The sequence below is a fragment of the Streptomyces sp. NPDC002730 genome (genome assembly GCF_042888805.1).
Taxonomy (GTDB): domain Bacteria; phylum Actinomycetota; class Actinomycetes; order Streptomycetales; family Streptomycetaceae; genus Streptomyces.
On sequence record NZ_JBIAQG010000006.1, the window covers coordinates 312,951 to 330,898 of the forward strand.

Below are 17,948 nucleotides of genomic sequence, written 5' to 3' on the forward strand. Positions count from 1 at the left end.
GGAGGTCTCAGCGACGCCGGACGGTGCGTACGGCTCCGCCCGGCCGCCAGGACCGTACGACCAGCTCGTCTCCGTCGACGGACGTCTGCACCACCTCGCCCAGCTCGACCCGGAACAGATGGAACGGCTCCGGCGGCTTGACCTCAGCCACGAATCGCCCGATCACCTCAGGATCCGTCACCTCCACCGCACGCCCGCCGATCCGGACGTCGCCGCCCGCCATGGAGTCGTCGGGGCCGGGATTCGCCTGTACCGCGAAGCGCGGATCGCGCTGGAGGTCCTGCGCCTTGCGGGAGTTCGGCATCATGCCGAGCCACAGCTCGCCGAAGCGGAAGTCCACTTCGAGTCCGGTCACCCGCGGGGATCCGTCCTTGCGGAGGGTGGCCAGGACATGGTGCTTGTACTGCTGGAACCGCCGCTGAACGGTCTCGGCGAAGTCCGGCTCCGCCGCCCGGAAATCTGCCCATGTGCTTGATGTCATGACGCTATCGAACCGCGAAACCCCGACATCTTCTGTCGGGATTCTCTGTGCGTGGCTCGGACAGTGTGAGGACCGCCGCGTGCCCCTCCGTGTGCAGCGAGCCGGGCGAGGCGTCCAGCACCGCGGCGTCGTACTGCCCGAGCGTCACGCGCGCCTCCTCGAGGACCGTCGTCCCGTCCAGCGCGACGATCACCACCGTCGAGCCGGACGGGACCAGGACCAGCAGTCCTCCCCGTACCACCGAGGTCAGGCACGCCGTACGGCTCCTGCGGCGCATGACGTTGAAGTTGACGACGGGCCCGGCGAGCAGCCGGCCGTCGGTCTCCGCATCGCCGGGGAAGTCGTAGGGCCGGTACCGCTCGTCCGCGAGCATGCGCTTCCCGCCGACCGTGAGGTCCATCCCCGCGCCCTCGACCACGGTCAGGGTCCGGTCCACGTCCGGGAACGCGGAGAACGGTCCGTCCGCGCCGACGTCCGCGAGGCTGATCCGCCAGTGGAAGGCGTCCAGGGGCGCGCCTTCGGGCGAGGCGGCGATCTCGCGGGTGACGCCGCCGCCGTTCTTCCAGGGCACGGCCGTACGGTCGGCCGCGCGCAGCACCCGTACCGTCATCGCACGATGCCCTGCGCACGCGCCGCCGCCAGCCAGAGCGGGAACTCGGCGACCAGCCGGTCGTACAGCTCGGCGTCGGGGACCTGGCGCGGATCGAGTCCGGCGTGGAAGAAGCCGGCGTTGTCGACGGCCCGCCTGGCGGGTACGGCCAGCTCGTCGAGCTTGTGCAGGAAGTCGAACTGCGAGCTGCGCTTGTTGCCGAAGCCGATGAACTGCCAGAACAGCGGGAGCTTCGCCGCCTTGCACAGATAGCGTTCCGCGGCGTGCTTGCTGATCGGACCGCCGTCCGTCTGGAAGACGACGAGCGCGGGCGCGGTCGAGCCGCTGTCGAGGTAGTGGTCGATGACAGCGTCCATGGCCAGGTGGTAGCTCGTCTTGCCCATGTGCCCGAGGCCCGCCACGATCCGGTCGACCCGCCCGTGGTGGTTGTCCAGGGCGATGTCCGTGACTGCGTCGACGTCCGTCGAGAAGAAGACGACGGGCACCCGGCCGTCGTCGTCGAGATGGGCGGACAGGCCGAGCACCCGGTCGGCCAGGGCCTGCACGCTGCCGTCCTTGTAGTAGTCCTTCATGGAGCCGGAGTAGTCGAGCACCAGATAGACGGCGGCGCGCTCCTCGTTCAACCGGTGCTTCTCCAAGGAGACACCGGCGCTCTTGTAGAGGCTGACGAGCGCGGGCGCGGTCTCCTCGATCTTGCGGAGACTGATGGCCGCCATGCGGGGCTCCGTTCATTCACCGGGACGGGAGAGTTGAGGTTACGTCACCCGTACGGGGACCCTTCGCGCTCGGCAGCGTGCCCCGCCGCATGGGGCGACTTCGTCCCGTATGCCGCCCCCGGCTGAACGTGCCGCGGCGCCCACCCAGTGTCCGGTCGGGGACAGGGCAGGCGCCGCGTTGAGTTCCGTACGCCGTTGTACGGGACCGTATGAGGGGCTGAAGCGGTGATCAGACCATCAGCGAACGATCCGTCGGGCGGATCGGAGCCGGCAGCTCACTGGCACCGGTCAGGAAGCGGTCCACACCGCGCGCCGCCGAGCGGCCCTCGGCGATCGCCCACACGATCAGCGACTGGCCGCGGCCCGCGTCACCGGCGACGTACACGCCGCCCACGTTGGTCGCGTAGTCCGCGTCCCGCGCGATGTTGCCGCGCTCGTCCAGCGCCAGGCCGAACTGCTGGACCAGACCGTTCTCCTGGTCCGTGCCCGTGAAGCCCATCGCCAGCGTGACCAGCTGCGCCGGGATCTTCCGCTCCGTGCCCGGCTTCTGCTCCAGCTTGCCGCCCTTGAACTCCACCTCCACGAGGTGCAGGAACTGGACGTTGCCGTCCTCGTCGCCCTCGAAGTGGGTGGTGGAGACGGAGTAGACCCGCTCGCCGCCCTCCTCGTGCGCCGACGTGACCTTGTAGAGCATCGGGAAGGTCGGCCACGGCTGACCTGCCGGACGGTCCTCGCCCGGTCGCGGCATGATTTCCAGCTGCGTGACGGAGGCCGCGCCCTGACGGTGGGCCGTACCGACACAGTCCGCGCCCGTGTCACCGCCGCCGATGACCACGACGTGCTTGCCCTCCGCGGTGATCGGAGGAGCGACGAAGTCGCCCTCCTGCACCTTGTTGGCGAGCGGCAGGTACTCCATGGCGAAGTGGATGCCGTTCAGCTCACGGCCCGGGACCGGCAGGTCGCGCGAGACAGTCGCGCCGGCCGCGATGACCACCGCGTCGTACCGCTTGCGCAGCTTCGCCGCGTCGATGTCACGGCCGATCTCGATCTCGGTGCGGAACTTGGTGCCCTCCGCGCGCATCTGCTCGATACGGCGGTTGATGTGCACCTTCTCCATCTTGAACTCGGGGATGCCGTACCGGAGAAGGCCTCCGATGCGGTCCGCGCGCTCGTAGACGGCGACCGTGTGACCCGCCCGGGTCAGCTGCTGGGCGGCGGCGAGGCCCGCCGGGCCCGAGCCGATGACCGCGACCGTCTTGCCGGACAGACGCTCCGGCGGCTGCGGCTTGACGTCGCCGGTGTCCCACGCCTTGTCGATGATCGAGACTTCGACGTTCTTGATGGTGACGGCCGGCTGGTTGATGCCGAGGACGCAGGCCGACTCGCAGGGCGCCGGGCACAGCCGCCCGGTGAACTCCGGGAAGTTGTTGGTCGCGTGCAGCCGCTCGCTCGCCGCCGACCAGTCCTCGCGGTACGCGTAGTCGTTCCACTCGGGGATGAGGTTCCCCAGCGGACAGCCGTTGTGGCAGAACGGAATGCCGCAGTCCATGCAGCGCCCGGCCTGCTTGCTGATGATCGGCAGCAGCGAACCGGGAACGTAGACCTCGTTCCAGTCCTTGACGCGATCCGCGACGGGGCGGGTCTCGGCGACCTCTCGGCCGGTGGACAGGAAGCCCTTGGGGTCAGCCATTGGTCGCCGCCTCCATCATCTTCTCGGTGGTCTCCTGCTCGGAGAGACCGGCGAGCTCAGCGGCGTCCTTGGCGGCGAGCACTGCCTTGTACGTGGTCGGGATGATCTTGCTGAAGCGGTCCACCGCAATGGACCACTCGGCCAGCAGCTTCGACGCGACGGTCGAGCCCGTCTCCTCCTGGTGGCGGCGCACGACATCGTGCAGCCACTGCTTGTCGGAGTCGTCGAGGGCCTCGACAGCGCCGAGGTTCCCCACGTTGACGTTGTCGCGGTCGAGGTCGATGACATACGCGACGCCGCCGGACATACCGGCCGCGAAGTTACGTCCGGTCTCGCCGAGCACCACCGCGTGACCGCCGGTCATGTACTCGCAGCCGTGGTCGCCCACGCCCTCCGAGACGACCGTGGCACCGGAGTTTCGGACGCAGAACCGCTCGCCGGTCCGGCCGCGCAGGAACAGCTCGCCGCCGGTCGCACCGTAGGCGATGGTGTTGCCCGCGATGGTGGAGTACTCGGCGAGGTGGTCGGCGCCCCGGTCCGGGCGGACGATGATGCGGCCGCCGGAGAGGCCCTTGCCGACGTAGTCGTTGGCGTCGCCCTCCAGCCGCAGCGTCACACCGCGCGGCACGAACGCGCCGAAGGACTGGCCGGCCGATCCGGTGAAGGTGATGTCGATGGTGTCGTCGGGCAGGCCCGCACCGCCGAACTTCCTGGTCACCTCGTGGCCGAGCATCGTGCCGACGGTGCGGTTGATGTTGCGGATCGCGACCTGCGCACGCACCGGCTGGGCGTCCTCGGCGGAGGCGGCGTTCAAAGCCTCGGCGGCGAGCTCGATCAGCTCGTTGTCGAGCGCCTTCTCCAGACCGTGGTCCTGCTCGACCAGCTGGTGGCGTACGGCGCCGTCCGGCAGCTCGGGGACGTAGAAGAGGGGCTCGAGGTTGAGGCCCTGCGCCTTCCAGTGGTCCACGGCCCGCTCGGTGTCCAGCAGCTCGGCGTGGCCGACGGCCTCTTCGATCGTACGGAAGCCCAGCTCGGCGAGGAGCTCGCGGACCTCCTCGGCGATGAACTCGAAGAAGTTGACGACGTGTTCGGCCTTGCCGGCGAACCGGTCGCGCAGCACCGGGTTCTGCGTGGCGATGCCGACCGGGCAGGTGTCCAGGTGGCAGACGCGCATCATGACGCAGCCGGAGACGACGAGGGGCGCGGTCGCGAAACCGAACTCCTCGGCGCCCAGCAGCGCGGCGATGACGACATCGCGGCCGGTCTTCAGCTGGCCGTCGGTCTGTACGACGATGCGGTCGCGCAGGCCGTTGAGCAGCAGGGTCTGCTGGGTCTCGGCGAGGCCGAGCTCCCACGGGCCGCCCGCGTGCTTCAGCGAGGTGAGCGGCGAGGCGCCGGTACCGCCGTCGTGGCCGGAGATGAGGACGACGTCCGCGTGCGCCTTGGAGACACCCGCGGCCACCGTGCCGACACCGACCTCGGAGACCAGCTTCACGTGGATACGCGCGGCCGGGTTGGCGTTCTTGAGGTCGTGGATCAGCTGAGCCAGATCCTCGATGGAGTAGATGTCGTGGTGCGGCGGCGGCGAGATCAGACCGACACCCGGGGTGGAGTGCCGGGTCTTGGCGACCCAGGGGTAGACCTTGTGGCCGGGCAGCTGGCCGCCCTCGCCGGGCTTCGCGCCCTGCGCCATCTTGATCTGGATGTCGTCCGCGTTGACCAGGTACTCGCTCGTCACACCGAAGCGGCCGGAGGCGACCTGCTTGATGGAGGAACGGCGCTCCGGGTCGTACAGCCGGTCCGCGTCCTCGCCGCCCTCACCGGTGTTGGACTTGCCACCCAGCCGGTTCATGGCGATGGCGAGGGTCTCGTGCGCCTCGCGGGAGATGGAGCCGTACGACATGGCGCCGGTGGAGAAGCGCTTGACGATCTCGGAGACCGGCTCGACCTCGTCGATGGAGATCGCTTCCCGGTCGGACCGGAAGCCGAACAGACCGCGCAGCGTCATCAGGCGCTCGGACTGCTCGTTGACCCGGTCCGTGTACTTCTTGAAGATGTCGTAGCTGCGCGAGCGCGTGGCGTGCTGCAGCCGGAAGACCGTCTCCGGGTCGAAGAGGTGCGGCTCGCCCTCGCGGCGCCACTGGTACTCGCCCCCGATCTCCAGCGCACGGTGCGTGGCGGAGATGCCGGAGGCGGGGTAGGCCTTGGCGTGCCGGGCGGCGACCTCCTTGGCGACGACCGCGAGACCGGCTCCGCCGATCTTCGTGGCGGTGCCGTTGAAGTACTTCTCCACGAAGGCGTCTTCGAGACCGACGGCCTCGAAGACCTGCGCGCCGCGGTAGGAGGCGACCGTCGAGATGCCCATCTTGGACATGACCTTCAGGACGCCCTTGCCGAGGGCGTAGATGAGGTTGCGGATGGCCTGCTCGGGCTCCAGGCCCTGGATGAACGTACCGGCGCTGACCAGGTCCTCGACGGACTCCATCGCCAGGTACGGGTTGACGGCGGCGGCGCCGTAGCCGATGAGGAGCGCGACATGGTGCACCTCGCGGACATCGCCGGCCTCGACCAGCAGACCGACCTGTGTGCGCTGCTTGGTGCGGATGAGGTGGTGGTGCACGGCGGAGGTGAGCAGCAGCGACGGGATCGGCGCGTGCTCGGCGTCCGAGTGCCGGTCGGAGAGGACGATCAGTCGGGCGCCGTCCTCTATGGCCGCGTCGACCTCGGCGCAGATCTCCTCGAGACGGGCGGCGAGGGCGTCACCGCCGCCGCTGACCCGGTAGAGACCGGAGAGCGTCGCGGCGGTCATGCCCGGCATGTCGCCGTCGGCGTTGATGTGGATGAGCTTGGCCAGCTCGTCGTTGTCGATCACCGGGAAGGGCAGGGTGACGCTGCGGCAGGTCGCGGCGGTCGGCTCCAGGATGTTGCCCTGCGGGCCGAGCGAGGAGCGCAGCGAGGTGACGAGCTCCTCGCGGATGGCGTCCAGCGGCGGGTTGGTGACCTGCGCGAAGAGCTGGGTGAAGTAGTCGAAGAGCAGCCGGGGGCGCTGGGACAGGGCCGCGATCGGCGAGTCCGTGCCCATGGAGCCGAGCGGCTCACCGGCGGTACGGGCCATCGGCGCGAGGATGACGCGCAGCTCCTCCTCGGTGTACCCGAAGGTCTGCTGGCGGCGAGTGACCGAGGCGTGGGTGTGGACGATGTGCTCGCGCTCGGGAAGGTCCTCGAGCTCGATCTCGCCGGCTTCCAGCCACTCCTGGTACGGCTGCTCGGCGGCGAGGGAGGACTTGATCTCGTCGTCCTCGATGATGCGGTGCTCGGCGGTGTCGACGAGGAACATCCTGCCGGGCTGGAGGCGGCCCTTGCGGACCACCTTCGCGGGGTCGATGTCGAGGACGCCGACCTCGGAGGAGAGGACGACGAGTCCGTCGTCGGTCACCCAGTAGCGACCGGGTCGCAGACCGTTGCGGTCGAGGACCGCGCCGACCTGGGTGCCGTCGGTGAAGGTGACGCAGGCCGGGCCGTCCCAGGGCTCCATCATCGTGGAGTGGTACTGGTAGAAGGCGCGCCGGGCCGGGTCCATGGAGTCGTGGTTCTCCCACGCCTCGGGGACCATCATCAGCACGGAGTGCGGCAGCGAGCGGCCACCGAGGTGGAGGAGCTCGAGGACCTCGTCGAAGGAGGCGGAGTCGGAGGCGTCCGGCGTACAGACCGGGAAGATCCGCTCCAGCTTCTCGGCTCCGAAGAGGTCGGACACGAGCTGCGACTCGCGGGCGCGCATCCAGTTGCGGTTGCCCTTGACCGTGTTGATCTCGCCGTTGTGCGCGACGAAGCGGTACGGGTGGGCCAGCGGCCAGCTCGGGAAGGTGTTCGTGGAGAACCGCGAGTGGACGAGCGCGACGGCCGTGGCGAAGCGCCGGTCGGAGAGGTCCGGGAAGAAGGGCTCCAGCTGGCCGGTGGTCAGCATGCCCTTGTAGACGATCGTGCGGGCGGAGAGCGACGGGAAGTAGACCCCGGCCTCACGCTCGGCGCGCTTGCGCAGCACGAAGGCCTTGCGGTCCAGCGCGATACCCGTGCTCGTACCGTCCGAGACGAAGAGCTGCGAGAAGGCCGGCATGGTGGCGCGGGCGCCGCTGCCGAGCAGATCCGGGGTGACCGGGACCTCGCGCCAGCCGAGGACGTTCAGGCCTTCCTCGGCGGCGATCGTCTCAATGTGTGAGACGGCGTTGGTGCTGTCGTCGGCCGGCAGGAAGGCGATTCCGACGGCGTACGCACCGGCCTCGGGAAGGTCGAAACCGCTGACCTCGCGCAGGAAGGCATCCGGGACCTGAAGCAGAATGCCGGCGCCGTCACCCGAGTCGGGCTCGGAGCCGGTGGCACCGCGGTGCTCCAGATTCCGCAGTACGGTCAGCGCCTGCTCGACCAGCTCATAGCTGGGAACACCGGTGAGGGTGGCCACAAACCCGACGCCGCATGCGTCGTGTTCGTTACGGGGGTCGTACATCCCCTGGGGGGTGGGGCGACCGTCCATGGGCGACCAGGCGTCGGAACGCATCGGCTCTCCCGTCGTCGTCGTGGCAAATACAGCTACCGAGGGACGACGTTGGCCCTCCGCGAAATTTCGTGCAGATTACATGATGGAGTGCTTCTCGAAAAGTGGATAGCTGGTTCCAGCATGCGGACACCGCGCGAAGCGGTGGAGGTGGGTCAAGTCGGACAGATCGTTGTCCGCAAGCCCGTCGCAGAGCAGGCCTCATTGCCCGCAGTGTGTACGGCTCATGCCCGGTGGTTAAGGACTCGAAACCGTCGAGTAAACGGCTACCTATGTAGCGCCTCGCATAGTGTCTCACTCCTCGGCGGATCCGCAGAGAGGACGTACGTCACAACTTGCGGGACCGGTGCGCATTCGACTGCCCACCGGCCCCTGGCGAGGGGCCGGTGCGCAGGTGTCGGAGGAGGGGGCGGGGTGACTGCCGGAAGGTGTCAGACCGCGGCGCCGAACAGCGCTCCGAGCCCGTAGGTGAGGGCCGCCGCCGCGCCACCGAGGACCAGCTGACGCAGCCCGCTGTACCACCAGCTGCGCGCCGTCACGCGGGCGACGAGCGCACCGCAGGCGAAGAGTCCGACGAGCGCCAGCAGCACCGCCGGCCACAGAGCGGTCGCGCCGAGCAGATACGGCAGTACGGGCAGCAGCGCGCCCAGCGCGAACGAACCGAAGGACGAGATCGCGGCGACGGTCGGCGACGGCAGGTCGTCCGGGTCGATGCCGAGCTCCTCGCGGGCATGGATCTCCAGCGCCTGCTCGGGGTCCCTGGAGAGCTGCATCGCCACCTCACGGGCGAGCGAGGGCTCCACGCCGCGCGCGACGTACAGCGCCGCCAGCTCCTCCATCTCGTCGATGGGGTGCTTGCGCAACTCCCGCCGCTCGACGTCCAGTTCGGCCTGTACGAGCTCGCGCTGGGAGGCGACGGAGGTGTACTCGCCGGCCGCCATGGAGAAGGCGCCCGCCGCGAGGCCGGCCAGGCCGGTGATGACGATGGTCTGGTGGGAGACCGAGCCACCCGCGACACCGGTCATCAGCGCCAGGTTGGAGACGAGTCCGTCCATCGCGCCGAAGACCGCGGGGCGCAGCCAGCCGCCGTTCACATCACGGTGCGTGTGATTGTCGCGGTGCGCTTCGTGGAGCGTCGCTTCGGTTTCGATGATGGACACAGTTCTCCCCTTTTCCTGCAGCGGGCCCGGTGGTCCCGCTCCCCCTTCACCCTCGAAAATACGCACGATGTAAGGGGTCCGCCAGCAAGGCAGGCCGTACTTACCTGGCCGCCGGGCGGGAGACGGTCCGGTGCCGGAGCCGGAGGGCCGTCCGGTGCCGGAGCCGGAGGGCGGTCCGGTTCCGGAGCCGGAGGGCGGTCCGGGTGACAGACACGTTTCTCAGACTCCTCGCGCGTCACATGTGGCACAGATGGAGGAACAGGCTCGGTGCGCGCGAAAGGGGCCCGCCCCATGGAGTTGATTGCATGCAATCCCGCTGATCCGGCCGGCCCCTCCTCCGCCGATATCCGCGAGCGGGCCTGCGGCGCAATGCTCGGTCTCGCGGTGGGCGACGCGCTCGGCGCTCCCGCCGAGAACATGCGGCCGTCCGAGATCCGCCGCCGGTGGGGCCGTATCGAGGGCTTTGTGAGCGAGCATCCGGCGGGCACGGACGACACGGAGTACGCCATCTTCTCCGGCCTCCTCCTCGCCCGGCACGGCTCGGCCCTGACCGTGGCCCATGTGGAGAAGGCGTGGCACCAATGGATCGCGGACCTCGACGAGGGCCCGTTCCGGGGCGCGGGGTTCAGCGAACGCGGCACGCTCGAGAACCTGCGGCGCGGGCTCGCCGCCCCCATCTCGGCGCAGCACCGGCACGCCTGGAGCGACGGCCTGGCGATGCGCGCGGCACCGTTCGGCGTCTTCGCGGCGGGCCACCCGGCGGAGGCGGCGCGGCTGGTCGCGATCGACGGCAGCGTCAGCCATGACGGCGAGGGTATCTACGGCGGCCAGGCGGTGGCGGCGGGCGTGGCCGCGGCGATGGCGGGAGCGGGTCCGGCCGGGGTGATCGGCGCGGCCCTGTCCGTGGTCCCCATGGACTCCTGGACGGCCCGCTCGCTGCGCCGCGCGGTCGTCGCGGCCCAGCACACCTACGCGGACGCGCTCTCCAAGGAACGGGCGGTTCGCTCGGCGGTCGTCATCGGCGGCTACCCGTGGACGGACCTGGCCCCGGAGGCGGTGGGCCTGGCGTTCGGCGCGTTCGCGGCGGCCCGCGGAGACTTCCGTACGTCGGTCCTGACGGCGGTCAACATGGGCCGCGACGCGGACACGACGGCGGCGGTGGCGGGCGCGCTGGCGGGAGCGGTGTCGGGCGCCACGGCGATCCCCGCCGAATGGTCCTCGGTGATCGGCCCGGTCCGCGGGAGCTGCCTCCCGTCGATGAGCGGCTACCACGTGCTGGACATCGCGGAACTCCTGACCCCGGACGACGACCCGCAGGCGGCGTCATGACGCCCGAGCACCAGGCGGCGGCCGGGCCTGAAGGCCAACCCGCGACGAGCCGCCGGGAGCCCACACGGGCCAGGCCCGAAGCGCAGAGCCCCGGAGGCCTCGACAGCCCCCGGCCCTCGCGCGAAGCACCGAGCCCCGGAGGACTGCGGGACCTCGCGCCCGACAGGCGCCCGGGCTCACGCGTAGCCCCGAATCCAGCAGGGCGGTACGACCGCGCGCCCGACGAAGCCCTCGGCACGTGCGAAACACCGAGCCCCGGAGGGCTGCAGGATCTCGCGCCCGACAGGCGCCCGGGCTCACCCGAAGCCCCGAGCCCCGCACGACCGCACGACCCCCCACCCGACGGGCGCCCCAGCACGCCCGAACCGCCCAGCCCCCCAGAACCACACCCCGCATCCGAAGGAGCCCTCGGCACGTGCGAAACACCGAGCCCCGGAGGGCTGCAGGATCTCGCGCCCGACAGGCGCCCGGGCTCACCCGAAGCCCCGAGCCCCGCACGACCGCACGACCCCCCACCCGACGAAGCCCGGGGCTCGCGCGGAGCGCCGAGGGCTTGGCGGGGGGCCGGGGGCCTGCCCCCGGTTTCGGGAAGGGGCGGGGCTGGGGAAGACCACCCGCCGCGCCCCATCGAAGGTCTCCTCCTCGGCCTCGCCGCCGGTGACGCCGCCGGGTGGCCCGCAGCCCGGCACCGCGCCGCCCGGATGCCCGAGTGGACCCGCCGTCTCACCCGTGAGCTCGACACCTTCGCCGAGCAGAACGCCACCACCACCCTCCCCGTCCCCATCGCCCTCAACCAGCCCCCCGAACCCCTCCTCCTCGGCCCCTCCGACGACGCCGAGTGGGCCGCCTTCGCCGCCGAGACCGTGCTCACCGCCGCCGGTGACCTCCTCGCCGGCCTGCCCCCCGGCCGCCGTATGCGCGCCGCCGTCGACCTCGCCTGGAACTCCCTCGCCAGCGAGATCGCCGCAGCCGCCGAGCGCGCCCCCGAGGTCGAGTCCGCCGTACTCCAACTCCGCGCCCGGATCTCCGTACGCGCCGGACTCGGCAATCTCGCCACCGGCCTCCGCCCGCCCGCCACCGGCCACGACAACCCGCACTACTTCGACGACGCCGCCTGCGTACGCGCCGCCGTTCTCGCCGTCGTCCACCCCGGCGACCCGCTCGCCGCCGCCACGCTCGCCGAGTTCGACGCGCGCTACACCCAGGACGGGGACGGAGTGCACGGCGCACGCGCCATGGCCGCCGCCGTGGCCGCGGCGCTCGGCGGCGCGTCCGTCGACGACGCGGTCGATGCCGCCCTCGCCGAGCTCCCCGACGCCACCGAGATCGGCCGCAACGCCCAGCACGCCGTGAAACTCGCCCGCGACGCGAACGGCGCCTTCGAACTCGTACCGCTCCTCGAGCACCAGATCGTCGACCACGTCTACAGCTACGGAATCGCCGCCGCCGAAACCGTCCCGGTCGCCCTCGCCCTCGCCACCGCCGCCCGCGGCCGGGTCGCCGAGGCCGTGCCCGCGGCCGCCTGCCTCTCCCGCGTCGCCGACTCCGCCCCCGCCCTCGCCGGCGCGCTGACCGGTGCGCTCGGCGGCGGCGATTCCGTCCCCGCCACCTGGCGCGACGCCTGCCGCACCCTCGCGGGCTGCGCGCTCCCCCGGCTCGCCGGCACGGATCTGGTCGAACTCGCCGGGCTGCTCGCACACACGGAACTGACTGCCCCGGGTGGACAATTCCGACATGACGACGACGACACTCGAGACGACGCTCGCACTCGATGACCGGATCGCCGGCAGCCTCATCGGAGCGGCTGTCGGTGACGCGCTCGGCGGCCCGGTCGAGGGCTACAGCCCGGAGCAGATCGTGGAACGGCACGGCGGCCGCGTCCACGGCATCGTCGGCCCGTGGAACGGCGAGGCCTGGCGCACCGCCCGCCCCATCGCGCCGTACCACAAGGGCGACGGCCACATCACCGACGACACCCTCATGACGCACGCGCTGATCCGCGTGTACGCGACCGTACGCGACCATCTCGACGCGTACGCCGTCGCCGACCACCTGGTCCCCGACCTGATGTCGACCCCCCGCTGGATCCCGGAGCTCGAGGCGGAGGCGCTGCCCCTGCAACGCGTCTTCCTCGCCGAGAAGTGGATGGTGACCCGCCTCCACTACGGTCACAACGATCCGCGCGAGGCAGGCGCGGGCAACATCGTCAACTGCGGCGCGGCGATGTACATGGCGCCGGTGGGCCTGGTCAACGCGGCGCATCCCGAGGCCGCTTATGCCGAGGCCATCGACATCGCGGGCGCGCACCAGTCCTCGTACGGGCGAGAGGCGGCGGGCGTCTTCGCGGCGGCGGTCTCCGCGGCCTGCCTGCCCGACGCCACCCCCGCCTCGGTCGTCGACACGGCTCTCTCACTGGCCAAGGACGGCACGGAGTCGGCGATCGAGGCGGTGGCCGATGCCGCGGCCGGCTACTCGGACTTCGAATCGGCCCTCGCTCCTCTCCGTACGGCGGTCGCTCCCTTCGACACGGTCGGTCCGGACTACCGCACCCCGTCCCTGGCGGCCCGCCGGCCCTCTCGGCTGCACTCCATCGAGGAACTCCCCATCGCGCTCGGAATGCTGCTGGTGAGCGGGGGCGACTACCGCCGTACGGTCCTGGGCGCCGTCAACTACGGCCGCGACTGCGACTCGATCGCGACCATGGCCGGAGCGATCGCGGGGGCGCTCCACGGAGAGTCCGCGGTCCCGCGCGACTGGGCGAAGACAGTGGCCGAGGCGAGCCGCATCGACCTGCACGGGCCGGCGCGGGAACTGGCGGCGGTCACCCGCGAGGTCTTCACCCGCGACACCGAACGACGCCGATCCCACGAGTCGGCGTTCGCGCGCCTGATGGAGGCACGATGACGAACCTGCGCCTCACCTGGGTCCAGCCGGAGGACCTGCTGGGCCACGAACTGCGCCAGGCGGAGGAGGACGGCCGCGACGCGACGGAGATCCGCACCCGCTGGCAGACGGCGGGCGGCCCCGAAACCCCACCTCACGCGGGAGCCTCCCCGACCCCGGCCCCGCCGCACCTCCGCGCCTTGGCGGTCGAGCTCCTGGCCGAACTGGCCCGGCTGCCTTCCCCGTTGAAGGACGCGGAACCAACGGACCTGCCCACGATCGCCACGGCCTGCCCCACCTGGCCGACAGCGCCGGACCCGCACGCAGCGGGAAGCCTTGCCGGCCCGGCGCCGACCGGCCCACCCCATGAGCCGGCGCAGCCGCCCGACGGCCCGCCCCCACAGGACTCGTTCGAGGCACGGAGTGCGCCCGAGCACGAAGGCAGCCCACCCCCGCCCGGCTCGCGCGAAGCAGCCTGGCCGGGGTCCGGGGGCCCGCCCCCCACTCCGGGAACGGGCGGGGCGGGGGAAAGCCACCCCCATGCCCATGCCCATCCTCACCCCCACGCCCTGCAGGCCGCCTGGCTCGGCCGTGCCGTCGGGTGTCTTCTCGGCAAGCCCGTCGAGAAGCTCCCCCTCACCGCCATCCGCGACCTCGCCCGCGCCACCGGCAACTGGCCCCTCAACACCTGGTTCACCGCCAAAGGCCTCCCCGCCGAGCTCGCCGCCGCCCACCCCTGGAACCGCCGGTCCGCCGCCACCTCCCTCGCCGAGAACATCGACGGCATGCCCGAGGACGACGACCTCAACTACCCCCTCCTCAATCTGGTCCTCCTCCAGCGCCACGGAAGGAGCTTCACCACCGACCACGTCGCCCGGCTCTGGCTCGACGAGCTTCCGGCCGGCCGGACCTTCACCGCCGAGCGCGTTGCCTACCGCAACCTCCTCTCCGGCATCGAGCCCCCGCTCACCGCCCGCCACCGCAACCCCTTCCGGGAGTGGATCGGCGCCGCCATCCGCGCCGATGTCCACGGCTGGACGCACCCCGGCGACCCCGCGGCCGCCGCCGCGCAGGCCCACCGCGATGCCGTGCTCACCCACACCGCCAACGGCGTCTACGGTGCGATGTTCATCGCAGCCACCATCGCCACCGCGGCCGGCGGCCGGAGCGACATCCACCAGTGCCTACGGACCGGCCTGCGCGTCGTCCCCCCGCGCTCCCGCCTCGCCCAAGCCGTCCGTTTCGGTATCGACACCGCGCACAAGGAACCGAACTTCGACCAGGCAGTCGACCGGCTCCACACCGTCTACGGCCACCACCACTGGGTCCATGTCATCCCCAACATCGCCCTTCTCGCCGCCGCTCTCACCCACGCCGACGGCGACTTCACCGGCTCCATCTGCCGAGCCGTGTCCGGCGGCTGGGACACCGACTCCACCGGTGCGACCGCAGGCTCCATCGCCGGGCTGCTCGCCGGCCACCCCGACGCCATCCCCGACCGCTGGACCGCACCGCTCAAGAACCGTCTCGCCACCTCCGTCGCCGGGTTCGACGGCATCGGCTTCGACACCCTCGCCCACCTCACCCACCAGGAGGCACTCCGCCCATGACCGGCATCGTGGTGCTCGGCAGCACCAACATGGACCTCGTCGCGTACGTCGCGCACGCGCCGAAACGCGGAGAGACCGTCACGGGACGTGAGTTCCGTACGATCCCCGGCGGCAAGGGCGCCAACCAGGCCGTAGCCGCCGCCCGCGCCGGCGGAGACGTCGCGATGATCGGCGCGGTCGGCTCGGACGACTTCGGCGTACGCCTGCGGCAGACGCTCGTCTCCTCCGGCGTCGACACCGACCTCCTGCGGACCGCCGACGGCCCCTCCGGCACCGCGCACATCGTCGTCGACGACGAAGGCGGCAACTCGATCGTCGTGATCCCCGGCGCGAACGGCACCGTCACCCACCTCGTCCCCGGCGACGAGGCCCTCATCGCCACCGCCGACGCGCTGCTGCTCCAGCTCGAACTCCCGCTGAGCGCCGTGCTCGACGGCGCCGAAGCCGCCCGCCGCCACGGTGTACGGACCGTCCTCACCCCCGCCCCCGCGCAGCCCCTCCCTCCCGAACTCCTCGCCGCCACCGATCTGCTGATCCCCAACGAGCACGAGGCAGCCACCCTCGCCGGCATCGCCGACCCGCATGCCGCGGCCGAGGCGCTGCTGCATCAGGTCCCCGAGGTCGTGATCACGCTCGGCGCGGCAGGCAGCCTGTACGCCCGGAGAGGGGCCGCGCCCCTCACCGTCCCGGCACCCCGGGTCACCGCCGTGGACACCACCGCGGCGGGCGACACCTTCGTCGGCACTCTCGCCGTCGCGCTCGTCGAGGGCCGCCCCGTACAGCAGGCCCTCAGCTGGGCCTCGGCCGCCGCAGCCCTCTGTGTCCAGCGCGCGGGCGCATCCACCTCCATGCCGTACCGCGCCGAGATCGACGCCTCATGACCTCCACTCCCCTGCACGGACTGCGCGTCCTCGACCTGGCCACTCTCTTCGCGGGCCCGCTCGCCGCCACCATGCTCGGCGACTTCGGCGCGGAGGTCATCAAGGTCGAGCACCCCACCCGGCCCGACCCCTCCCGCGGCCACGGCCCCACCAAGGACGGCGTCGGCCTCTGGTGGAAGCTGCTAGGCCGCAACAAACGCACCGTCACCCTCGATCTGTCCAGCCCCGGTGGCCGCGAGACCCTCCTCCTCCTCGCGAGCACCGCCGACGTGATCATCGAGAACTTCCGCCCCGGCACCCTGGAGAGGTGGCAGCTCGGCTGGGACGAACTGAGCGCGGCCAATCCTCGACTCGTCCTCACCCGCGTCACCGGCTTCGGGCAGTTCGGCCCGTACTCCCACCGCCCCGGCTTCGGCACTCTCGCCGAGGCGATGAGCGGCTTCGCCTCCATCACCGGCGAGCCCGAAGGTCCGCCGACCCTCCCTCCGTTCGGTCTCGCCGACTCGATCGCGGCGCTCGCCACCGCCTACGCCGTGATGACCGCGCTCACCGCCCGCACCGCGACGGGCCGCGGCCAGGTCGTCGACATGGCGATCATCGAACCGATCCTGACCGTGCTGGGCCCGCAGCCCCTCTGGTACGACCAGCTCGGCTACATGCAGCAGCGCACCGGCAACCGCTCCCGCAACAACGCACCACGCAACACCTACCGCACGGCCGACGGCTGCTGGCTGGCCGTCTCCACCTCGGCCCAGTCCATCGCCGAACGCGTCATGCATCTGGTCGGCCGCCCCGAGCTGATCGACGAGCCGTGGTTCGCCACCGGCAGCGGCCGCGCCGAGCACGCGGACGAACTCGACGATGCGGTGGGCAACTGGATCGCCCGCCGCACCCGCTCCGAAGCCATGTCCGCCTTCGAGAAGGCCGAAGCGGCGATCGCTCCGATCTATGACATCCGCGATGTCATGGAAGATCCCCAGTATCGGGCGCTGGACAGCATCACCGAGGTCCTCGACCCCGAGCTCGGCCCCCTCCGTATGCAGAACGTCCTCTTCCGCCTCTCCGACACCCCCGGCGCCATCCGCTGGGCAGGCCGCCCGCACGGCGCCGACACGGACGCGGTGCTCACCGAACTCGGTCTGTCCCTGGCCGATATCACCGCTCTCCGCACCCAGGGCGCCCTATGACCATCCCCCTCACCTATCTGTACGCCCCCGGGGACCGACCCGAGGTCGTGCACAAAGCCCTCGCCTCCGCCGCCGATGTCGTGATCGTCGATCTGGAGGACGCTGTGTCCCCAGGCCGCAAGAAGTACGCGCTGGCCGCCACCGTCGAACTCCTCGCCTCCCGCCATCCCCTCCCGGTCCATGTCCGTATCAACACCCCCCATGACATCGAGTCCCTCACCGGACTTCCGGGCCTCTGTGCGCTGCGTATCCCCAAGGTCGCACACGCCACTGACATTCAGCGGATCGCGGCCCGGGCCCCGGGCGTCCCGCTCTACCCGCTCCTCGAATCCGCGCTCGCCGTGGAGCACGCGTACACGATCGCCACCGCCCACCCCGCCGTCCGCGGCATCGCCATCGGCGAGTCCGATCTCCGGGCCGATCTCGGCGTACGGGACGGCACCGGCCTCGACTGGCCACGCACCCGCATCGTGATCGCCGCCCGTGCCGCGCAACTCCCACCACCCGCCCAGTCCGTCTTCCCCGACATCCGCGACCTGGACGCCCTCTACGCCTCCTGCACCCACGGCCGCTCGCTCGGCTTCCTGGGCCGGGCGGCCATCCACCCCGACCAGCTCCCGGTCATCGAGCGGGCGTTCCGCCCCACGCCCGAGGAGATCGAGGCGGCGGAGGAGATCGTCAAAGCGGCCGCCACGGACGAGGGCGCGCTGGCCCTGCCGGACGGCCGCTTCGTCGACGCGGCGGTCGTGGCCGCGGCGCAGCGCACCCTCGCCCTCGCGCGACGTGAGGAACCCTGATTCCGTACGGCTCGGCGTACTCGTCGTCCGGCCTCCGGATGCGTCGTGTTCATCC

At 71.3% G+C, this 17,948-nt stretch carries 13 protein-coding genes; 7 read left to right on the forward strand and 6 right to left on the reverse strand.

What is annotated here, in order from left to right; translation table 11 throughout:
* Positions 1-7 precede the first annotated feature (7 nt).
* The 6 genes from ACFYXH_RS17685 to ACFYXH_RS17710 form a co-directional block, all read right to left on the reverse strand.
* Positions 8-481 (reverse strand): pyridoxamine 5'-phosphate oxidase family protein, encoded by a 474-nt coding sequence (locus ACFYXH_RS17685; RefSeq protein ID WP_389563446.1) that lies wholly within the window; start codon positions 479-481, stop codon positions 8-10.
* Between the two features lie 4 nt (positions 482-485).
* Positions 486-1,091, reverse strand: a complete 606-nt coding sequence (locus ACFYXH_RS17690) for a HutD family protein (RefSeq protein WP_389563448.1) — start codon at positions 1,089-1,091, stop codon at positions 486-488.
* Positions 1,088-1,807 carry a vWA domain-containing protein gene (locus ACFYXH_RS17695; RefSeq protein WP_389563450.1) on the reverse strand — a complete coding sequence of 240 codons (720 nt, stop codon included), beginning with the start codon at positions 1,805-1,807 and terminating at the stop codon, positions 1,088-1,090. The genes ACFYXH_RS17690 and ACFYXH_RS17695 overlap by 4 nt, the downstream gene beginning before the upstream one ends.
* 229 nt (positions 1,808-2,036) lie before the next feature.
* A complete protein-coding gene (locus tag ACFYXH_RS17700; protein ID WP_389563452.1) occupies positions 2,037-3,497 on the reverse strand; it encodes a glutamate synthase subunit beta in 1,461 nt (486 codons plus the stop codon).
* Positions 3,490-8,049, reverse strand: a complete 4,560-nt coding sequence (gltB, locus tag ACFYXH_RS17705; RefSeq protein WP_389563454.1) for a glutamate synthase large subunit — start codon at positions 8,047-8,049, stop codon at positions 3,490-3,492. The genes ACFYXH_RS17700 and gltB overlap by 8 nt, the downstream gene beginning before the upstream one ends.
* Before the next feature lie 428 nt (positions 8,050-8,477).
* Positions 8,478-9,206: a VIT1/CCC1 transporter family protein gene (locus tag ACFYXH_RS17710; protein ID WP_389563456.1), complete on the reverse strand. Its 729-nt coding sequence runs from the start codon at positions 9,204-9,206 to the stop codon at positions 8,478-8,480.
* Between the two features lie 291 nt (positions 9,207-9,497).
* Between ACFYXH_RS17710 and ACFYXH_RS17715 the strand changes: the two genes are divergently transcribed.
* From ACFYXH_RS17715 to ACFYXH_RS17745, 7 genes are all read left to right on the forward strand, one after another.
* Positions 9,498-10,535: an ADP-ribosylglycohydrolase family protein gene (locus tag ACFYXH_RS17715; protein WP_385309344.1), complete on the forward strand. Its 1,038-nt coding sequence runs from the start codon at positions 9,498-9,500 to the stop codon at positions 10,533-10,535.
* A 572-nt stretch (positions 10,536-11,107) separates the two neighbouring features.
* Positions 11,108-12,310, forward strand: a complete 1,203-nt coding sequence (locus ACFYXH_RS17720) for an ADP-ribosylglycohydrolase family protein (RefSeq protein ID WP_389563902.1) — start codon at positions 11,108-11,110, stop codon at positions 12,308-12,310.
* Positions 12,270-13,439: an ADP-ribosylglycohydrolase family protein gene (locus tag ACFYXH_RS17725; protein WP_389563458.1), complete on the forward strand. Its 1,170-nt coding sequence runs from the start codon at positions 12,270-12,272 to the stop codon at positions 13,437-13,439. The genes ACFYXH_RS17720 and ACFYXH_RS17725 overlap by 41 nt, the downstream gene beginning before the upstream one ends.
* Entirely contained in the window at positions 13,436-15,028 is a 1,593-nt protein-coding gene (locus ACFYXH_RS17730) for an ADP-ribosylglycohydrolase family protein (RefSeq protein WP_389563460.1), read from the forward strand. Before ACFYXH_RS17725 ends, ACFYXH_RS17730 begins: the two co-directional genes overlap by 4 nt.
* Positions 15,025-15,909, forward strand: coding sequence for a ribokinase (rbsK, locus tag ACFYXH_RS17735; protein ID WP_389563462.1), 885 nt, complete (start codon positions 15,025-15,027; stop codon positions 15,907-15,909). The genes ACFYXH_RS17730 and rbsK overlap by 4 nt, the downstream gene beginning before the upstream one ends.
* Complete coding sequence (locus tag ACFYXH_RS17740; protein ID WP_389563464.1) at positions 15,906-17,096, forward strand: CaiB/BaiF CoA transferase family protein; 1,191 nt, start codon at positions 15,906-15,908, stop codon at positions 17,094-17,096. Before rbsK ends, ACFYXH_RS17740 begins: the two co-directional genes overlap by 4 nt.
* Complete coding sequence (locus tag ACFYXH_RS17745) at positions 17,093-17,893, forward strand: HpcH/HpaI aldolase/citrate lyase family protein (RefSeq protein ID WP_389563466.1); 801 nt, start codon at positions 17,093-17,095, stop codon at positions 17,891-17,893. Before ACFYXH_RS17740 ends, ACFYXH_RS17745 begins: the two co-directional genes overlap by 4 nt.
* Positions 17,894-17,948: the final 55 nt, after the last annotated feature.

Excerpts from the sequence above, each read along its gene's own strand:
- gltB (WP_389563454.1), bottom strand. The coding sequence starts at position 8,049 with ATGCGTTCCGACGCCTGGTCGCCCATGGACGGTCGCCCCACCCCCCAG.
- ACFYXH_RS17745 (WP_389563466.1), top strand. The coding sequence starts at position 17,093 with ATGACCATCCCCCTCACCTATCTGTACGCCCCCGGGGACCGACCCGAG.
- ACFYXH_RS17740 (WP_389563464.1), top strand. The coding sequence starts at position 15,906 with ATGACCTCCACTCCCCTGCACGGACTGCGCGTCCTCGACCTGGCCACT.
- ACFYXH_RS17700 (WP_389563452.1), bottom strand. The coding sequence starts at position 3,497 with ATGGCTGACCCCAAGGGCTTCCTGTCCACCGGCCGAGAGGTCGCCGAG.
- ACFYXH_RS17725 (WP_389563458.1), top strand. The coding sequence starts at position 12,270 with ATGACGACGACGACACTCGAGACGACGCTCGCACTCGATGACCGGATC.
- ACFYXH_RS17715 (WP_385309344.1), top strand. The coding sequence starts at position 9,498 with ATGGAGTTGATTGCATGCAATCCCGCTGATCCGGCCGGCCCCTCCTCC.
- ACFYXH_RS17730 (WP_389563460.1), top strand. The coding sequence starts at position 13,436 with ATGACGAACCTGCGCCTCACCTGGGTCCAGCCGGAGGACCTGCTGGGC.
- ACFYXH_RS17690 (WP_389563448.1), bottom strand. The coding sequence starts at position 1,091 with ATGACGGTACGGGTGCTGCGCGCGGCCGACCGTACGGCCGTGCCCTGG.
- ACFYXH_RS17695 (WP_389563450.1), bottom strand. The coding sequence starts at position 1,807 with ATGGCGGCCATCAGTCTCCGCAAGATCGAGGAGACCGCGCCCGCGCTC.
- rbsK (WP_389563462.1), top strand. The coding sequence starts at position 15,025 with ATGACCGGCATCGTGGTGCTCGGCAGCACCAACATGGACCTCGTCGCG.
- ACFYXH_RS17685 (WP_389563446.1), bottom strand. The coding sequence starts at position 481 with ATGACATCAAGCACATGGGCAGATTTCCGGGCGGCGGAGCCGGACTTC.